Genomic DNA, 819 nt, shown 5'->3' on the forward strand with positions numbered 1-819 from the left:
ATCGCCGAGACGGTGCGCGATGGCAAGCCGGCCGCCAAGTTCACCCTGGAGGTCTATCCGCGGTACCTGTCGCTGATCCCGTCCAACGTGAACGCCGACATCAAGGCGACCACGGTGTTCGGCGGCAAGTACGTGTCGCTGACCGCGCCGGAAAAGCCCTCCCCGCAACGGATCAGCCCGCACACGGTGATCGACGCGCGGTCGGTGACCACCGAGATCAACACGCTGTTCCAGACGATCGTGTCGATCAACGAGAAGGTGGATCCGGTCAAGCTGAACCTGACGCTGAGCGCGGCCGCGCAGGCGCTGACCGGGCTGGGTGACAAGTTCGGGCAGTCGGTGGTCAACGCGAACGCGATCCTCGATGACGTCAATCCGCAGATGCCGCAGGCGCGTCATGACATCCAGCAGCTGGCCGGGCTGGGTGACACCTACGCCAACGCGGCGCCGGACCTGCTGGACTTCTTGAACAACGCGGTGATCACCTCGCGCACGATCAATGCGCAGCAGAAGGATTTGGACCAGGCGTTGTTGTCGGCGGCCGGGTTCGGCAACACCGGCGCCGACATCTTCAACCGGGGCGGCCCGTATCTGGCGCGCGGGGCCCAAGACCTGGTGCCCAGCGCCCAGCTGCTGGACACCTACAGCCCCGCGATCTTCTGCACGCTGCGCAACTACCACGACGCCGCGCCCCTGACGGGTGCCTCCGAAGGCGGGTTCAACGGCTACTCGCTGAACATGAACACCGAGGCGCTGTCCGGGCTGGGGTTGCTGGCCAACCCGGTGTCGGCGGTGGCCACCCTCGCCAGCCTGGTCGGC

The 819-nt window shown here is 66.5% G+C and carries 1 protein-coding gene; it reads left to right on the plus strand.

Annotated features, from left to right (window positions below):
- On the plus strand, positions 1–819 hold an 819-nt coding region (locus A9X04_RS15125; RefSeq protein ID WP_156764367.1), incomplete at both ends, for an MCE family protein.

Origin of the sequence: Mycobacterium sp. E3247, from assembly GCF_001667785.1 — a bacterium.
Lineage (GTDB): Bacteria > Actinomycetota > Actinomycetes > Mycobacteriales > Mycobacteriaceae > Mycobacterium.